The following is a 15,991-nucleotide window of genomic DNA, read 5'->3' on the forward strand; positions in this document are numbered from 1 at the left end:
CATTACTTATATAATGCTTGAATTATTGTGGTAAATGGGGTATTTTGGGTAACAGAAATGCAATGATTTTCCCGCAAGGGAGAGGAGGATTTATTGTTTATGAACGGACTATTAGCTGGTAAGAATATACTTGTTATGGGTGTTGCGAATGACCGCAGCATCGCATGGGCGATTGCGCAATCCTTGGCTGCTCAGGGTGCACGTCTTGCATTTACATATGAGAGCGAGCGTGTTGAGGAACGGGTCCGCAAGCTGGCGGATACGATTCCAGACTCGATTATTCTGCCCTGCAATGTAACGGTGGATGAAGAGATTGATGCTCTGGCGGCACAGCTTAAGGAGCACTTTGGCGTTCTCCATGGATTGGTGCACAGCATTGCTTTTGCCAAGACGGAGGAGCTGGAGGGCATGTTCGCCGATACTTCCCGTGCAGGCTTTGCACTGGCGCATGACATAAGCGCGTACTCGCTCACAGCGGTGGCGCAGCGTGTCTATCCGCTTATGACTGAGGGCGGAAGCATGATGACGATGACGTATCTGGGCGCAGAGCGCGCGCTTCGCAATTATAATGTTATGGGTGTAGCCAAAGCGGCGCTGGAAGCATCGGTTCGTTATCTGGCTGCTGATCTTGGACAATTCAACGTGCGTGTGAACGCTATCTCTGCTGGGCCGATCCGAACACTGGCTGCTAAGGGGATCAAAGATTTCAACTCCATTCTGCGCCAAGTGGAAGAGAGAGCGCCGCTGCGCAGAACTACGGAAACTGCAGAGGTTGGAGACACGGCGATGTTCCTGATGAGCCATCTGTCCCGTGGAATTACAGGCGAGATCATTTATGTAGACAACGGCTACAACATTGTAGGCGTTTAGAGCCGAGTCTGTATGGCATGATCAAGACAGCGCAGCCTTCGGCTTGAAAGGGCAGAAGGAACAAAGAGGACCCCTGTATTCGGCGGTCCTCTTTGTTGTGTGCGCCTGTCCTGCACGCGCACGGAGGATTGTACCGCAAGCGTCCGCTGCCCCTTCGCCTGTAGACGGACTCTCGCTGCGAGCATAGAGTGCGAATGTTCTTGCAGAGGGCGGCATAGGTTAACGAAGCGTGAAATTACAGCAAAGCAGGCAGTTCCATAACGGAACGGGGTTGTTGAAAGCTTCACCAGGAGCGCCGAGTCATCCATCGCCCTCTTTATTCCATTCATTGACAAGAAGGGTGGCGGAATTGCTATAAGCTGGAGTAAAATAGTAATTGCGAGCCGTATGTTGTCATTGCGGATGGCGGATGCGCCACAGGGGTGACGAGGACGAAAAACCGCTGCTTGTGATGAATGGCGATAAGAGGGATAATTGACATGCTAGAGTTATTCGACATACTGCTGCTTCTTCTGCTGGGGCTTACGTCTGCTGTGTTTGGCAGCATTGTTGGACTTGGGGGCGGTATAATTATTGTACCGGCGCTGGTCCTGCTGGGCCCGCAGCTGATAGGTGCGGAAATTAGCCATGCGTCAGCCGTTGGCATTTCGTTGACAGTGCTCGTAGTTACGGCGCTGTCCTCTACGCTGGCTTATGCGAAGAGCAAGCGTGTCGATTTCCGCAGCGGCTGGCTGTTTTTTATTACAAGCGGTCCTGCGGCGATGGGCGGCTCATTATTAACGAGCCAATTGAAGAATGGCGCGTTCCAGCTTTATTTTGGCATCTTCATCCTGCTAATGGCAGCTTTGCTGGTCGCACAGGATTATATGAGGCCGATTCGGAAACAGTGGCCGATCATCAGAACGTATACAGATGCTGCTGGCGCTGTGCATACGTATAGCTACAGTGTGCTTCCAGCGTTGTTTATCGGTCTGTGTGTCGGGCTTGTATCCGGGCTGTTCGGCATTGGCGGCGGCTCGTTATTCGTGCCGGTCATGGTGCTTCTGTTCCGTTATCCGCCGCATGTGGCGGTAGCGACCTCCATGTTCGTTATTTTTCTGTCCTCGATTCTTGGCAGCGGTGTGCATGCATGGCTCGGGGAGACAGACCCTATACTGGTTCTCGCGTTGCTCCCAGGCGCATGGATCGGCGGCAGGATCGGTGCGCGCATAGCTGGCAAAATGACGGGCAGAGGGCTGATGTGGGTAATGCGAGCAGCATTCGTCCTGCTGGGGATTGAGCTTGTAGTTGAAGGAATTGCGCTAAGTTGAGGCGTCTCCTTCCGACATTCGGGCGAAACTTTGATGAATGGCTGACGTATAGTAGTAAGGCAATGATCGAACTCATAGGAAAGTAGTGTGATAGACGGTGAGTGACCAGAATGACATCCCGACAATCGGGGGCAAAAGCTTTACCGCTGTCGCTATCAATTGCGCGGCTAAAGCAGGAGAATGGATCAAAACAAAGCTCGGAAATTATACAAGCCTAACGTTAAAATATTCTGCCCAAGACCTTTGCACAGAAGTGGACAAAGGCTCGGAGATGATGATAAAAAATCTGGTGCTGACGCATTTTCCCCATCATTCATTTCTCGGTGAAGAGGGTGTAGAGCCAGGCCCTGAGGCGTCTGAGCGGGCGCTTGATAATGTGCGGGATGCGGAGTATCTCTGGATCGTTGATCCGATAGACGGGACGACGAATTTCGTGCACGGCTTTCCTTTTTTCTCCGTATCAATCGCGCTGGCGCATAAGGGCGAGGTCATCGTCGGAGTGGTCTATGACCCGATGCGTGACGAGCTGTTCGTAGCAGAGAAGGGCAAGGGAGCGTACGTTCACGGCAAGCGGATGCAGGTATCCGAAGAGGCGGCCTTGGGAGAGAGCCTGCTGGCAACCGGCTTCCCTGCGGATCAGCAATTCGCTCTGCCGCTTAATATGAAGGGGCTTCAAGCCTTAGTGCCGCAAGTGCGCAATATTCGCTCAGGAGGCTCCGCAGCGCTTCATATGGCTTACTTGGCTGCCGGGCGTCTGAGCGGCTTCTGGGAGATCGGGCTGAATTCATGGGATCTTGCAGCGGGCGCGCTGCTGGTTGCGGAATCAGGCGGACGGGTTACGGATACGAAGGGCAGGCCGTATGATCTCGGCGTCCGCCATGTCGTCGCCTCCAATGGTCATATTCACGCCCAGCTTCTAAGTGAGCTGGAGAAGGCCGAAGCTGTTGGATAACTGAGGTTCACAGAGTGTCTTCATAGGAATAGGAATAGGAATAGGAATAGGAATAGGCCAATCGGGGAATTCTGGTTGGTCTTTTTTCTATGGATGGATATTGAGTTGCAAACCCCCAGAGTACCTACTATTAAACTGCACATAGCTGCAAAAGTACATCTTATGCATCCAATACAGCCCCTCGCAGCCGAAGTAACTGCGATAATACATCAAATATCGCCACAACCCGGTGTATACGGTAATTTTCTGCTTATTTGATGTACTTTTGCAGGTAAGTGGCTTGAAATGGTCCCTTCTGGCACTATTACCTGTATTGTTGCAGCAGCGGAGATACAAGCACGGTACTTAACTGTATACAAGCCGTATACAAGGGACTGCGCGCGATACAAGGAGCATTGTTCAACGCTGTTTTCTAGTAACGAGCAGAGCGATTATAAACGAGGCTTGAACAGAGATCACAATACCTATTGTGAATAAGGCAAGATTATCTCCGCCATGTCCATTATCAAGAATCAAAGCCAATAGTATAAAAAGAATCATGCTGATACTAAGCGTTGAAATGAAGGCAAGGAATACATAATTCATGCTAGATATAACCTCCAGTCTGTTTGGTATGCTGCAGCTTTCATACGGTCATGTTAAGCCGATGAAAAGCAATGAATCCATCATTGTATATCCCTTTTATACAAATATTTAGAAGCATTAACATTTTACTTGATAAAGCCTTCGCATTCAATCTTTTTCAATAATTGTTCAGCCCAAAATAAAGCCCTTCCGGATCCCTGCAATGGGAAGCGGAAGGGCAAATAAACTCGCTTAGTATAGATTGCTCGAACTCCTATTAGCCCTGTCCATGTGCAGCTGCCATTGCTCTTAAAGCTTGGTCGGCCGCTTGGATCGTCGCGGCAATATCCTCTTCCGTATGAGCCGTGGTCAGGAACCATGCTTCATATTTGGAAGGGGCGAGGCAGATGCCTTGCTCCAGCATCAGCCGGAAAAATTGGGCGAACTGCTCGCCATCCGTATCCTGCGCTTCGTCATAGTTCGTTACGGGATGCGAGCAGAAATGAGCGGAGAAGGAGCCGCGAATGCGGTTGATCTGGAGCGGGATGCCATAGCTGTCCGCAGATGCCCGCAACGCGTCGGCAAGCTGAACAGCGAGCGCGTCCATTCCCTCGTACACTCCCGGCTTCTGCAGCACCTCCAGGCAAGCGATGCCTGCAGAGATCGAAGCCGGATTCCCGGCCATCGTACCGGCCTGATACGCAGGACCGAGCGGAGCTACCTGCTCCATCACTTCTTTGCGGCCGCCGTAAGCGCCTATGGGAAGTCCGCCGCCGATGATTTTGCCCAGTGCTGTGAGATCGGGCTCAATGGCTGCTTTATCAGGGAATACATCATACGTATGCGCGCTGCCGTAGTGGAAGCGGAAGGCGCTGATCACCTCGTCATAGATGACGAGTGCACCGGCTTCGCGTGTCATGCGGCACAGCTCCTCCAGAAATCCGGGCTTCGGCATGACCATGCCGAAGTTGCCGACGATCGGCTCCACCATGACGGCGGCCACCTCGTCGCCCCAGCGCTCAAGCGCTTGCTTGAGGCTCTCTGGATCGTTGAATGGAACGGTGATTACTTCGCCGGCAATGCTGGCGGGTACGCCCGCGCTGTCAGGAATGCCTAGCGTTGAGGGGCCGGAGCCTGCCGCGACCAGAACGAGATCGGAATGGCCGTGGTAGCAGCCGGCGAACTTAATGATTTTGCTGCGTTTCGTGAAGGCGCGTGCGACACGAATTGTCGTCATGACGGCTTCTGTGCCTGAATTGACGAAGCGGACCTTATCCATGGATGGAATCGCCGCCTTCAACATGCGCGCCAGTTCAATCTCCAGCTCGGTCGGCGTCCCGTAAAGGGTGCCGTTCTCCGCAGCCCTGGTTATTGCAGCTGTTATATGCGGATGCGCGTGGCCTGTGATGATGGGACCGTACGCGCATAGATAGTCGATGTATCGGTTGTCATCGACATCCCAGAAATGAGCGCCCCGCGCGCGCTTCATGAATACCGGCGCACCGCCGCCGACCGCTTTGAACGAACGGGAAGGGCTGTTGACGCCGCCGACAATATGCAAGAGCGCTTCGGCATACAATAACTCGGAACGCGGACGAGAGGTTGACATAGGGAAAGCCTCCTTATAATAAGCGTGCTGTGGCTGTTGTTGGCTGGACTGTATGCATTCGCTTCTTGTACAAGAAAAACAGAGGGGATCCCGGCCGTAACGATACGGTCACGAATCTGCCCTCTGTCGTATAGCAATAACTTGCTGATCCGCCTTTAACGTTTATCCGAGCTGTCTGCACCTGCACTGGAGTCTGTACCGCCGCCGGCTTCGCTCCCAGCGCCAGCTGTCGCTGGATCTGTCACAGAGGAATCCTTCGACAGCACATCCTGCACGTACTCCATCAGCTTCGCTTCATCTCGGATGGCGAGAACAGATGCGCCGCCGACATTCCTGTCGCTGATTAATTCCATTGGCGGCACTTGTGCTGAGCCGGCCATATGGCTGCTAATTCCGAGCTGAGCCAGCTTGAAAATATCCATCGGTTGAAGGTTGGACTCCACATGAGGCTGAATGCTATCCAGTATAGCCTTCATATTAATGATATGCTCTGCCGATTGGAGCTCCTTAGCAACAGCGGCAAGAACATTTCTCTGCCGCTCGGTGCGAGTGAAATCGCTCATCGCATCATGCCGGAAACGGACATACATGAGTGCTTTTTCGCCATCGAGATGCTGCTGGCCCTTCTTCAAGTGAATATCATACCGGTTGCCATCGGCATTATCGACATAATTCATATTTTTCTCCACATAAAAATCAATGCCACCAATCGCATCCACAAGCGATTTGAATCCTTCGAAATCGGTATAAACATAATATTGGATATCGAGTCCGAGCATATTCCCGATCGTTTTCATCGCAAGGTTGGGTCCGCCAAGCGCCAATGCGGTATTGACCCGGTCATCTTTATGTCCTTCAATCGGAACAAAAGTGTCGCGCAGCACGGACAATAGATGGATTTGTTTGGTGACGGGATCAATCGAAGCAACAAGCATGGAATCTGATCGAGCAGATTCATCCTTCTCCAGACCGCGATTGTCGCCGCCCATCAACAAAATGTTGACCCGTTCCGTGCCTTCCCATTCGGGCGGCTTCTCGGATTCCTTTTCCTCGAACTGTGCGAAGCGGGATTCTTCCTTAGGCTTGCTGAATCCTTCAGCAAAATCTAAAGTAATATAAATAAAATAACCTGCAATACATACGATGATGACTAGTACACCCAGCAAAGCCCATAGCCAGGGTCTTCTTCGTTTCTTAGTGCGTTCTTTGGCACGTGCCACTTCTGTTCCTCCCATTCTGCAAGCTGTTCCATTTCAATCAGTGCTATAATGAGCTACAATGATTGGGGTTAATGATGAATATAGCGATAAAGGATGCGCCAGATTCGTTCTTTCGTTTACGCTATCTTTAATCTATTGTAGTATTACATATCATAAAATTATAAAATGTAACGTCGTATAGAAGCAAGTTTTATCTATTGGAATCGATACAGGATGATATTTCCCAGGAAATGTCGAGCGAGAGGAGCAGGAGAAGCCAATATGTTAGCGATTGATGTCCATGATCTGCGCAAGCAATTCAAGGTCCAGAAGAACCGCGAAGGTCTTACTGGCGCACTTAAAGACTTGTTCAAGCGGGAATACAATGAAATTACAGCGGTGAAGGATATTTCCTTCCAAATTCCGCAGGGCGAAATATGCGGATACATAGGGGAGAATGGAGCCGGGAAGTCGACAACGATCAAGATGCTGACCGGCATACTAGTACCTACTTCGGGGCATATCAAGGTGAACGGGTATGTTCCCTTCAAGGAACGCGAGAAGTTTGTGAAGGAAATCGGGGTTGTCTTCGGGCAAAGAAGCCAGCTCTGGTGGGATATTGGCGTTATCGAATCGTTCCAGCTGCTGCGCAAGGTGTACCGTGTGCCGGAAGCGGAGTTTCGCAAGCGCCTTGATGAGCTTGTCGAACGTTTGCAGCTTGGCGAGCTGCTGAACCGTCCGGTGCGAAAGCTTAGTCTTGGTCAGCGGATGAGATGCGAGCTGGTTGCATCCCTGCTGCATAACCCGTCCATTCTATTTCTCGATGAGCCGACGATTGGTCTTGATATCGTTGTGAAGACAGAAATCCGCGATTTCTTGATGAAAATAAATCGTGAGCAGGGGACGACAATTTTGCTTACGACCCATGACCTGCAGGATATTGAAGCTTTATGCTCACGGGTCGTCATGCTCGATGACGGCCGAATTATATATGACGGCGGACTGGATGAGCTGAAGTCCCGCTGGAGCAAAGGGCGGGAAATTCATTTTCAGTTTGCCGAGCCGCCGCAGCTGGATGATTTGCGGCAGCTGACTGAGGGGCTTGGCGTAACATGGACGCAAGAGAACGAGCTGGTGGCCGCGATGTTTTTGCCGCACGCGGTCAATGTATCCGATGCGCTCGCGCGAGTGGTTGGAGGCGGCGGGAGCATTCGCGACATTAAAATTGTGGAGACGAATACGGATGAGATCGTCCGTGAAATCTATCAATCCGGTTCAGCCTCCTCGGAGGCGACGAGGAAGCTCGGGCATGTCGCAGCGAATGCGGGGACGGCGGGACAAGCAGCTACCGGCGGCAAGAAGGAGTCGGCTGACAATGAATAGCGCGTATCTTGATCTGATCCGCATACGTTTCCTGATGATGCTGGCTTACCGGGTCAATTACTATAGCGGCATTATTATTTATGCCATAAATATTGGAGCCTACTACTTTCTGTGGGAGGCGATCTTCGGCGATCAGAAAGTACTGGGCGGTTTCACGCTGGCTCAGATGACCACCTATGTCGCTGTGTCGTGGATGGCGCGCGCGTTCTATTTCAACAATCTGGACCGTGAGATTGCCAATGAAATTCGCGATGGCAGCGTGGCGATACAGTTTATTCGTCCGTATTCTTATCTGATGGTCAAAATGATGCAGGGCTTCGGCGAAGGAATTTTTCGGCTGCTGCTGTTCATGGTTCCGGGGCTTATCATTGTATGCTTGCTGTTTCCGGTCGAGCTGCCGACGGAGCCGAGTGTGTGGGCGCTCTATTTTGTCATGCTGGTGCTCAGCTTTCTGATTAATTCGCAAATTAATATTTTGACGGGGCTGTTCGCCTTCTTCGTCGAGAATAACGAGGGCATGCTGCGGATGAAGCGCGTACTGGTAGATTTGTTCTCCGGGGTCGTCGTGCCGATCTCGTTCTTCCCGGGATGGCTGGCGGAGACGATGAAGTGGCTGCCGTTTCAGGCGATTACCTATTTGCCAAGCTCCGTATTCACAGGGCGGACAGTGGGCGATGCTGCGCTGCGCGTGCTCGGGGTGCAGGTCATCTGGTTCCTCGCGCTTATTATCCCGATCTTATTGGTATGGCGTCAGGCGCGATACCGGCTGTTTGTGCAGGGGGGCTAAACGGATGATGTTCTATTGGTCATTATGTGTGGAATATATGAAAAACTATGCCAAGACACGGCTTACCTATCGGATGGATTTCTGGATCGAGGTGCTCTCGGATATTTTGTTCCAGGGACTGAATCTGATCTTCATCCTTATCGTCTTCCAGCATACACCATCGCTTGGCGGCTGGTCGCAGGCGGAGGTTGTGTTCGTATATGGGTTCTTCATGATCCCTTATGGGGTTTTCGGGACCTTTTTCAACCTGTGGAATTTCAGTGAGCGTTATATCGTTAAGGGCGAGATGGATCGGATATTGACGCGGCCAGCTTATAATCTGTATCAGATTGTACTGGAAAATATCGATCCGCCATCCATCTTCGGCTCTGTCTTCGGCGCTGTTATTATGATTATCAGCTGGTCGCAGCTGGGTCTCCCATTCGAGGCGCTGGATGCGCTGATGCTTGTCGTGTTTACGCTGGGGGCGGTGCTGATCTACGCGGGGCTGTATACGGCATTGACGGCGATTTCGTTCTATTCGGATGCGCCGACGGGCATACTCCCGTTAATGTGGAACATCCAGAACTATGGACGTTATCCGATCAATATTTATAACAAAATGATTCGGTTTCTGCTGACATGGCTGCTTCCATTCGCTTTCGTTGGGGTTATTCCGGCTTCTTATTTCCTTGATAGGCATGAGGACGGTTTATCAACGCTGGCGCTGTTCACGCCAGTTGTCGGAATTGTTGTGCTGGTCATTGGACTGACGATCTGGAATCACGGCGTCAAACGCTATCGTGGCGCGGGATCGTAAAGCAGCGATGGAGTGAAGGGTGCGCGAGCGTGGATGAACTGGAGCGAACGATGCACAAGTGTGCGAGAGTGGATAGCGAGAGAGCGAACGGTGCATAAGCGTGCGAGAGTGGATAGCGAGAGAGCGAACGGTGCATAAGTGTGCGAGAGTGAGCAGCGAGAGAGTGAACGGTGCATAAGCGTGCGAGAGTGAACAGCGAGAGAGTGAATCGTGCAAGCGTGCACAAGTGCAATAGTGGATAGTGCGGGGAAGGAGTGGATTTAGCTGTGGCTGTTATTAAGGCAAGGGCAATTGTCGGGCGCAAAGCGCCGGATTTTACTCTCCCTTCTTTAGGTGGACGGGAGATTAAGCTGAGTGATTATAAGGGACAGAAGGTTGTCCTGTTCTTCTATCCCAAGGATTTGACGCCAGCCTGCACGCAGGAATCGTGTGATTTTCGCGATGCATATGGGCAGTTCGGGGATTGCGGAGCCGTCGTTCTCGGCATTAGCATTGATCCGGTTGACACGCATGAGCGATTCGCGGCCAAATACGAGCTGCCTTACGAGCTGCTGGCTGACACAGAGCATCGCGTATGCGAGCTGTACGGCGTATGGCAGCTGAAAAAGCTGTACGGCCGCGAATACATGGGTCTGGTCCGTTCCACCTTTCTCATTAACGAGAAGGGAAAGCTGATCCATGAATGGCGGAATGTGAAGGTCAAGAATCACGTTCAAAATGTGCTTGACGCCGTGCGTGCGGTTAAATAGACCAATAGAGTAGAACACCCTCCACAGTGTGAGCCAACTGGAGGGTGTTTTTCTGTTTGTTGATGTATTTTTGCAGGGCAAAGCTGGCAGGGTGAGAGGCGGTTGTTGATGCTGTGTATCGGGTCACGGCTATTCTATTCTTTGCAGGGACAGGTGTAAATAACCGGCAGTCTGGCAAAGCTGTTAATAGAGAATTTACTAGTTTGTACAATGAGCGATATTAGCAGGGAAAGGATAGGATGTCCCAATGATCCCCAATCAATCGGCGGAGGAAGCATCAACAGGTGTGTTTCCAGCAGTTGCCCACGAGCAAGATAGCTGGACGGAGGCATCAAATCAGCTGCTGAGGCTGATGATGGATAAGGTGAATCGTGTGTTTTTGGGTAAAAATGAAGTGGTGTCCAGTGTATTTGCCGCGCTGCTCGCAGGAGGGCATGTACTGCTGGAGGATGTGCCGGGAGTAGGCAAAACGCTGCTTGTTCGGGCAATCGCTCGTGTGATGGGCGGTGAGTTCCGGCGTATTCAATTTACCTCCGATATGCTTCCGGCAGATGTGGTAGGGGGTCTCATATGGGATGGCAAGCGAGGGGAGCTCGTATTTCGCCAAGGTCCAATCGCAGCTAACGTCGTATTGGCGGATGAAATCAACCGAACGCCTCCACGAACACAATCGGCGCTTCTGGAAGCGATGGAGGAACGCAGCGTGACCTCGGATGGCGAGACGATGCTTTTACCACAGCCCTTTATGCTGCTGGCAACTCAGAATCCTTTGCGCGACGATGGCACATATCCGCTGCCGGAGGCGCAGCTGGATCGTTTCATGATGCGTTTGTCTGTCGGTTACCCTTCTGTTGAGGATGAGATCGCGATGCTGGAGAGCGGAGCGCAGCGATTGCAGCCAGAACAGCTGCGTCCGGTCATTATTCCAGAGGAATGGCTGCGGATGCAGCGGGATGCTCAATCTGTGCATGTGCATACGGCTCTTCTTGCTTATGCCGTAAAAATTGCAGGGGCAACCCGGATCGCGGCAGAGCTGTCGCTCGGAGCAAGTCCACGAGCTACCCGTGACTGGGTTCGCGCGGCTCAAGCGACAGCATATATGGAGGGACGACGATTCGTCGTTCCGGATGATCTGAAGGCTGTGGCAGAGCCGGTGCTTGCGCACAGACTCATTGTCAGGGACGAGGCTGCGGCAGCCGGATTGCAGGTAGGCGATCTGCTGCATCGATTAATTGCGGCGGAGCCGGTTCCTGTGCCGGCTGGTGAGAGCAGTCGGAGGAGACGATGAGCGGCAGAAGGCGCGAGGGAGTTTCGGTCAGAGGCATCGTGGGGACTGCCGCGAGTAGAGCGGCAGGCAACATCAGGATCGACTTGGGGGCTGCCGACAGCAAAGGCGCGGCAGCTGGAAGAATGAGGAGCGGTGCAGGGGTTGCCGACAATGGTGGCAAGTTAATTTTCGGCAGTGGACGCCGGCTGGTGGGCAGCCGTCATTTTGTTAGATTCGTGCTGCTGCTGTTATTGGCAGCAAGCGCTGCTGCGCTTTGGTCGCGGGGAGGTGCGGTTGAATGGCTGGTTTTTGGCGCGCTGTCTGCAGTGTCCGTATGGTGCTTGCTTATCCCTTATATCATGGTGGGCCGAATTGAAGCAGAACGTTTAATTGAAACACCGAAGGTGCTGGCAGATGGGGATGAGATGCAGATTCGGCTTGTTATCTCAACCTCACGCCCACTACCTCTAGCATGGCTCGCGATCAGCGAGGGTATTGTGAATATTACAGCAAATTCCAGAGCTGATTTGTCCTATAAAAGGGTGCTGCTTCCCTGGCTCACCCAGAAACAGACGGTTACCTACAGGGTCAATGGGCTGCAGCGCGGGGAGCTGTCTTTTCTTCCTCTGCGTGTAATGGTCGGCGATTTGCTCGGAATGACTGTGCGGACGTTCGAAATCGAGTGCCCGGGAAATACGCTTGTGATGTCCAGGCCGCCAGAAGCTAGCATGAGCAAATGGCTCCCCAGCGCCAAATCCGCAGGTGATCGCAGGGTTGTAATAAACGGCGCGCCAATGGGGCCCAGTGCAGCGGCTGCGGGACGAGCAGGAGCGGGGATCGATATGCGGGTGTATGCGCCTGGCGATCCTTTGAGACGGGTCAACTGGCGGGCGATGGCCAGAGGGCTCGGCATGCAGACCCGGCTGAGTGAATCGGATTCGCCATGCGATACGATCATATTGCTCGATGCATGCAGTGAAGCATTTCGCAGGGATCAGAGAATGTTCGACGCTTGCGTTGGACGGGCAGCCTTGGCGCTGCGCAATCTGTTTGAATCCGGCAAAGATGTGAAGCTGCTTGCCAGCGGCAAAGAGGAGCTGCAGCTTCATGCTGCGGCAGGAAATCGCGCTTCTCTTCGGCATGCAGAAGAGCAATTGGCTCGTCTTCGCGCAGACGGACCGCTTCCATTGTACGCGTGGCTGCAAGACAGGATGAGCCGCCTGCCGAAGGGCATAACTATCATTTGTATTACTGCAGGGTCATCGTTCCGTATCGGCGAGGAAAGAGAAGCTGTTGAGCAGGCGGCAAGGCTTGCAGCTGTCCGAGGGGGTCGGGCATGCTTTTGGCTGGCTGGTGAGGAGGCTTCTCAGTCTGCTGCCAGCGGCGGGGCACATAGCGGGCCGCACGGGTTCAACAATTTTATCGCTTATATGCCGATTCATTCGGAGTATCGGAAGCTTCCGGTCATTGAAGGGAGGGACAGTGATGCTGCTGCGACAATCGGCTTATAGCAATGGGAAAAGGGACAACGTACAGCAGTTGGCGGCCAAGGAGGGGCAGTTTTTCGGCCATGCGGCTCCTCGCCTTGTCACCAGCTTGCTGCTGCTTGGTCTAATTATGGAATGGCTGCTTCCGCTTGCCCAGCTTGAAGCCTATACGGAGCTGTACCGCATTGGGCCGGTCGTAGCGGCGGCAGCTGGTTTTTTGGCGGTAGGGCTTTTTGTGCTGCCATTGTGGATATCTCTTGTTATGAACAGCGTGGTCTGTTTGAGCGCTGTTCTGTATTTATACGGGGAGCAATCGCCTAGTACAGTTGCTGCATTGGCTCGGGTTGCTGATGCTGTCTGGCAGGATGTGCTTGGTATCGGTGCAGGGGATATGATGTTTAGCGGAGAGACGCGAACGCTGCTTATGTTCGCTGGTCTGGGCATGATGGTGACAGCGGTGCAGTCCTTAGTGTGGCTTCGTCAATGGGGGCTTGGGCTGACTGCTTTAACCGTGGCGTATTTGGTCGCCCTTTATTCATTTCTCGAACTGGATGTTAGGGCGGGCGTCATTCGGGCGATTATTGAGGGACTGCTGTTGAGTGTGCTTGTAACGGTTCCGCGAATTGAGCGTCTGCTGGGAAGCTGTGAAGGAGCGAGGGGGAGTGACAGTCGTACAGGGTGGTTTACTGGCTGGTCCCTGAAATGGTGGTGGGGAGCCGTATGTCTGGCAGTGCTTGCTGCGGCTGTCGGAGCCGGCGCGGCTTGGGGCAGGGCGGAATCGGCAGGACCTGCTCCATGGGCTGTCGAGGCAGTGAATTGGAGCAACGAGCATCTTCTGCCGGATTGGTCAACGACAGGGAATCGGGGCGCGCTGCGTGCTGGGGCGGGGGCTGGCGTTGACGATGAGTGGAGTACAATGGGATCAGTAGGTTATGGATTGGATGACCGCAATCTGGGAGCAGCCATCTCACCCGATACAAAAGTAATGTTTCATGTGCAGTCGCCGGAGCCGATTTATTTGCGAGGGGATAGCAAAGGTCATTACGATGGGAAAGGCTGGAGCCAGCTGAAGCATGATCTTCAGCTTAAAACCAGTGCTTCTTTTATGACGGGAGAGGGATGGGGGAGGGCGGACTTGGATTCGGGTGCAGGTTCGGGCCGGGATTCGGATTCGGAGTCGGACTCAAGATCAGAATCAGAACCAAAATCTGAATCAGAATCAGAACGAGAATCAGAACGAGAATCAGAATCAGAACGAGAATCGGGTGCTGAGGGTTTTCGAGTATTGAGGCATACGATAACAATGGCATCTCCAGCTCAAGGCTTGCCTCTATTTACTGCGGGAGTGAATGCGGCTGTTGTAGCAGGGGGAGATGAGTCTGCGAATGCTGAAAAAGAAATGCATTACCGAGCTGATCGACTGACGGGTGCATTGTTTGCTGCCTCGGACAGTGAGTCTCTTAAAACATACACCATCGAAACGTTACTGCCCAATGCGGATGCTGCGGTGCTGCGAGGGCTGGAGGATACGGGCTTTAAGTCTGAGCCGCTGGAATTAAGAGATGAGTATACGGAGCTGCCAGCTTCGCTTCCTGAACGTGTTGGCAGATTAGCTGATCAAATTGCGGGCAAGGGTGATGGCAGCAGATATGGAACGGTAAAAGCTATCGAGTCTTATTTGCGCAGCAGCTATGCATATACGCTCACAGAAACCGCAATTCCGCCTAAGGGTGCAGATTTTGTTGATCACTTCTTGTTCCAGCAGCGCAAAGGTTATTGTGTTCATTTTGCTACTGCGATGACCATTATGCTGAGAACACAAGGCATCCCCGCACGGTATGTTAAGGGATTCGCAGTTGGCGAAGGGAGCCGTGCGCCCGAAGCGCAGCCGATGCTGACCGATGCTGCCGCCGAGAATGCTGTAAGGGGGGGCAGCGGGAGTATTGTAATGGCGAAGGGAGCGATCACCGCTGTGGGTGATGGACCCGCAGCGGTGAAGGGTCCAGTACCTGAGCAGGGAGGGTATACGGTGCGTGCGAGCGATGCGCATGCATGGGTTGAGGTTTACTTTCCCAGGCTCGGCTGGGTTTCATTCGAGCCGACCCCGGGGTTTGCGGCCCCGATAGGAGAAGCCGGGGCCGCCAGCGCAGCAGCATCAGGCCGAATGGCTGATGCTGAGCGCATGCTGGACGGGGCGGCGGGCAATGCTGCCGCCCCGTCAAGCTCCCGCGCCCAGGAGCTTGCGGGGCGCGCAGCCCGGCTGCCGGCGGCCGCGATGCGGGCCGCCGAAGCCGCAGCGCGAGAGGCGAATGCCCTCGCGCAAGCGGCCCTCGGCGCAGCAGCGGCCAGGCCATGGGCCGTGGCCGCGCTAGCCGCAGGCGCCATAGCCGCCGCATGGCTGGCAGCGGCGGCTTGGCGCAAACGCGAACGCATAGCGTTCGCTTACGCGCTGCGCCGATACGGCAGCGCGCTCCAAGCGGGCCGGCGCACAGCGGCCCGCAGCCAATTGCTCCCGCTCGCGGACGCATGCTGGCGCGAGCTGTACAAACGCTGCGGTGCGAGAGCCAGCGGCCGCACCGCACGCGAATATGCGGCGGCATTGTCCTTGCCGCCGCTGCTGGCTCCCCTCCTAGCAAATTTCATATGCTGGGAGGAGCAAGCTCGATACAGTGCCAGTGCCGATTGGCAGCAGCCCCCGACAGTAGAGCAAATTGAGCGTTTTCTAAGCGCTATTCAACAAGAGACCTTGATAAAGCCCAAGCGATGATCGCTTGGGCTTTATCGAGTGGATGAAGGGAGGAGGATAATGAAAAAATATCCGAAAGAAGCAGTCTATCGCCCCTATGCCCACTATCCCCTTCGCTCAGGGGAGGTCGAATCGCAGCGCCGAACAATGATAAATCACATAGAAAGAAGCAGTCTATCGCCCCTATGCCCACTATCCCCTTCGCTCAGGGGAGGTCGAATCGCAGCGCCGAACAATGATAAATCACATAGAAAGAAGCAGCCTATCGC

The 15,991-nt window shown here is 53.4% G+C and carries 14 protein-coding genes; 11 read left to right on the top strand and 3 right to left on the bottom strand.

All coding sequences use genetic code 11. The features are described from left to right. The first annotated feature begins 99 nt into the window (after positions 1 to 99). The 3 genes from fabI to L6H65_RS22015 all read left to right on the top strand — a co-directional run bounded on the left by fabI (position 100) and on the right by L6H65_RS22015 (position 3,132). Entirely contained in the window at positions 100 to 870 is a 771-nt protein-coding gene (gene fabI, locus L6H65_RS22005; protein WP_236344949.1) for an enoyl-ACP reductase FabI, read from the top strand. Between the two features lie 479 nt (positions 871 to 1,349). Further along, positions 1,350 to 2,180, top strand: a complete 831-nt coding sequence (locus L6H65_RS22010) for a sulfite exporter TauE/SafE family protein (protein ID WP_236344950.1) — start codon at positions 1,350 to 1,352, stop codon at positions 2,178 to 2,180. 97 nt (positions 2,181 to 2,277) lie between these two features. Further along, complete coding sequence (locus L6H65_RS22015) at positions 2,278 to 3,132, top strand: inositol monophosphatase family protein (RefSeq protein WP_236344951.1); 855 nt, start codon at positions 2,278 to 2,280, stop codon at positions 3,130 to 3,132. Positions 3,133 to 3,531: 399 nt separating this feature from the next. Here the strand turns inward: L6H65_RS22015 and L6H65_RS22020 are convergent, their stop codons facing one another. From L6H65_RS22020 to L6H65_RS22030, 3 genes are all read right to left on the bottom strand, one after another. Continuing rightward, on the bottom strand, positions 3,532 to 3,717 hold the full coding sequence (locus L6H65_RS22020; RefSeq protein ID WP_236344952.1) for a hypothetical protein: 186 nt from the start codon (positions 3,715 to 3,717) through the stop codon (positions 3,532 to 3,534). A gap of 256 nt (positions 3,718 to 3,973) precedes the next feature. Continuing rightward, positions 3,974 to 5,305, bottom strand: coding sequence for a glutamate-1-semialdehyde 2,1-aminomutase (locus L6H65_RS22025; RefSeq protein WP_236344953.1), 1,332 nt, complete (start codon positions 5,303 to 5,305; stop codon positions 3,974 to 3,976). A 155-nt stretch (positions 5,306 to 5,460) separates the two neighbouring features. Next, positions 5,461 to 6,525, bottom strand: coding sequence for an LCP family protein (locus tag L6H65_RS22030; RefSeq protein ID WP_236344954.1), 1,065 nt, complete (start codon positions 6,523 to 6,525; stop codon positions 5,461 to 5,463). A 261-nt stretch (positions 6,526 to 6,786) separates the two neighbouring features. Between L6H65_RS22030 and L6H65_RS22035 the strand changes: the two genes are divergently transcribed. The 8 genes from L6H65_RS22035 to L6H65_RS22070 form a co-directional block, all read left to right on the top strand. Next, positions 6,787 to 7,887 (top strand): ABC transporter ATP-binding protein, encoded by a 1,101-nt coding sequence (locus L6H65_RS22035; protein WP_236344955.1) that lies wholly within the window; start codon positions 6,787 to 6,789, stop codon positions 7,885 to 7,887. Then, complete coding sequence (locus L6H65_RS22040; RefSeq protein ID WP_236344956.1) at positions 7,880 to 8,674, top strand: ABC transporter permease; 795 nt, start codon at positions 7,880 to 7,882, stop codon at positions 8,672 to 8,674. The genes L6H65_RS22035 and L6H65_RS22040 overlap by 8 nt, the downstream gene beginning before the upstream one ends. 7 nt (positions 8,675 to 8,681) lie before the next feature. Continuing rightward, entirely contained in the window at positions 8,682 to 9,473 is a 792-nt protein-coding gene (locus tag L6H65_RS22045; protein ID WP_236344972.1) for an ABC transporter permease, read from the top strand. Between the two features lie 266 nt (positions 9,474 to 9,739). Continuing rightward, a complete protein-coding gene (gene bcp, locus L6H65_RS22050) occupies positions 9,740 to 10,222 on the top strand; it encodes a thioredoxin-dependent thiol peroxidase (RefSeq protein ID WP_236344957.1) in 483 nt (160 codons plus the stop codon). Between the two features lie 247 nt (positions 10,223 to 10,469). Next, on the top strand, positions 10,470 to 11,510 hold the full coding sequence (locus L6H65_RS22055; RefSeq protein ID WP_236344959.1) for an AAA family ATPase: 1,041 nt from the start codon (positions 10,470 to 10,472) through the stop codon (positions 11,508 to 11,510). After that, positions 11,507 to 13,000, top strand: a complete 1,494-nt coding sequence (locus L6H65_RS22060; protein ID WP_236344961.1) for a DUF58 domain-containing protein — start codon at positions 11,507 to 11,509, stop codon at positions 12,998 to 13,000. The genes L6H65_RS22055 and L6H65_RS22060 overlap by 4 nt, the downstream gene beginning before the upstream one ends. Further along, positions 12,975 to 15,743: a transglutaminase-like domain-containing protein gene (locus L6H65_RS22065; protein WP_236344963.1), complete on the top strand. Its 2,769-nt coding sequence runs from the start codon at positions 12,975 to 12,977 to the stop codon at positions 15,741 to 15,743. Before L6H65_RS22060 ends, L6H65_RS22065 begins: the two co-directional genes overlap by 26 nt. A 39-nt stretch (positions 15,744 to 15,782) precedes the next feature. Then, a partial coding sequence (locus L6H65_RS22070) for a hypothetical protein (protein WP_236344966.1) occupies positions 15,783 to 15,991 on the top strand: 209 nt, incomplete at its 3' end.

The organism is Paenibacillus plantiphilus, from assembly GCF_927798095.1.
Lineage (GTDB): Bacteria > Bacillota > Bacilli > Paenibacillales > Paenibacillaceae > Paenibacillus_Z > Paenibacillus_Z plantiphilus.

Coding starts and splice junctions, on each gene's coding strand:
- fabI (WP_236344949.1), top strand. CDS start 100: ATGAACGGACTATTAGCTGGTAAGAATATACTTGTTATGGGTGTTGCG.
- L6H65_RS22010 (WP_236344950.1), top strand. CDS start 1,350: ATGCTAGAGTTATTCGACATACTGCTGCTTCTTCTGCTGGGGCTTACG.
- L6H65_RS22020 (WP_236344952.1), bottom strand. CDS start 3,717: ATGAATTATGTATTCCTTGCCTTCATTTCAACGCTTAGTATCAGCATG.
- L6H65_RS22025 (WP_236344953.1), bottom strand. CDS start 5,305: ATGTCAACCTCTCGTCCGCGTTCCGAGTTATTGTATGCCGAAGCGCTC.
- L6H65_RS22035 (WP_236344955.1), top strand. CDS start 6,787: ATGTTAGCGATTGATGTCCATGATCTGCGCAAGCAATTCAAGGTCCAG.
- L6H65_RS22040 (WP_236344956.1), top strand. CDS start 7,880: ATGAATAGCGCGTATCTTGATCTGATCCGCATACGTTTCCTGATGATG.
- L6H65_RS22045 (WP_236344972.1), top strand. CDS start 8,682: ATGTTCTATTGGTCATTATGTGTGGAATATATGAAAAACTATGCCAAG.
- L6H65_RS22055 (WP_236344959.1), top strand. CDS start 10,470: ATGATCCCCAATCAATCGGCGGAGGAAGCATCAACAGGTGTGTTTCCA.
- L6H65_RS22060 (WP_236344961.1), top strand. CDS start 11,507: ATGAGCGGCAGAAGGCGCGAGGGAGTTTCGGTCAGAGGCATCGTGGGG.
- L6H65_RS22065 (WP_236344963.1), top strand. CDS start 12,975: ATGCTGCTGCGACAATCGGCTTATAGCAATGGGAAAAGGGACAACGTA.